The 654-nt window shown below is 29.7% G+C and carries 1 protein-coding gene and 1 pseudogene; both read left to right on the forward strand.

Features of this window, described 5'->3' with window-relative positions; translation table 11 throughout:
* A pseudogene (locus tag B0A78_RS13470) lies at positions 1-381 on the forward strand (DUF2931 family protein); the annotation flags it as partial.
* A 64-nt stretch (positions 382-445) separates the two neighbouring features.
* A partial coding sequence (locus B0A78_RS13475; RefSeq protein ID WP_123907305.1) for a DUF2931 family protein occupies positions 446-654 on the forward strand: 209 nt, incomplete at its 3' end.

The following is a 654-nucleotide window of genomic DNA, read 5'->3' on the forward strand; positions in this document are numbered from 1 at the left end:
CAGTACAGAGAAAAATACAAGTACCGTTTTGTACTTAAATCCTATGATGAAAAAGATAAATTTACTCATAATTATTATTTGTATTACAATGCAGAAGCAGATGAGGTATTACAAGAAAAACTAAATAAACAAGAATACATGATAAAAGGAATTCCTTATACATGTAATTTTATATTTAGAACCTATAGTACCGAAATCATTTTCAATGATCGAGAAATGCTACAAGTATTTGATAAATTAAAGAGAAAATATCCTGAAACCCCCATAGATATAATTATAAAACCAACCTTTATGTACGACGATATGAAAATTTCAGTAAAATGTACAACAGAAGAAATCCCCCTTACAAAATACAAAGTAGTAGGTGTTTGGGGAGGATAAGAAATACATGTTTTTAAGTTTTGTGAAGTAAAAAGGTACGATAATAAGTTAAAGAGTAAAAGAAATGGATACTAAACTAAAAAAGCTCCTTATCCTTTTGTTTATCCTACCATTAGGAGGATGCAAACACACAAATAAAAAACACGATAAAATGACACAAGAGAATTTTTCATATGCGGTAACAGTATGCTCGCCTGAAGAATATCCTACGGAAGTACATATAGGCTATTTGTTAGATCAAAACAAAAAACTTATTTGCGGAATGCCTCGATC

This window comes from Flavobacterium columnare NBRC 100251 = ATCC 23463, from assembly GCF_002530675.1.
Classification (GTDB): domain Bacteria; phylum Bacteroidota; class Bacteroidia; order Flavobacteriales; family Flavobacteriaceae; genus Flavobacterium; species Flavobacterium columnare.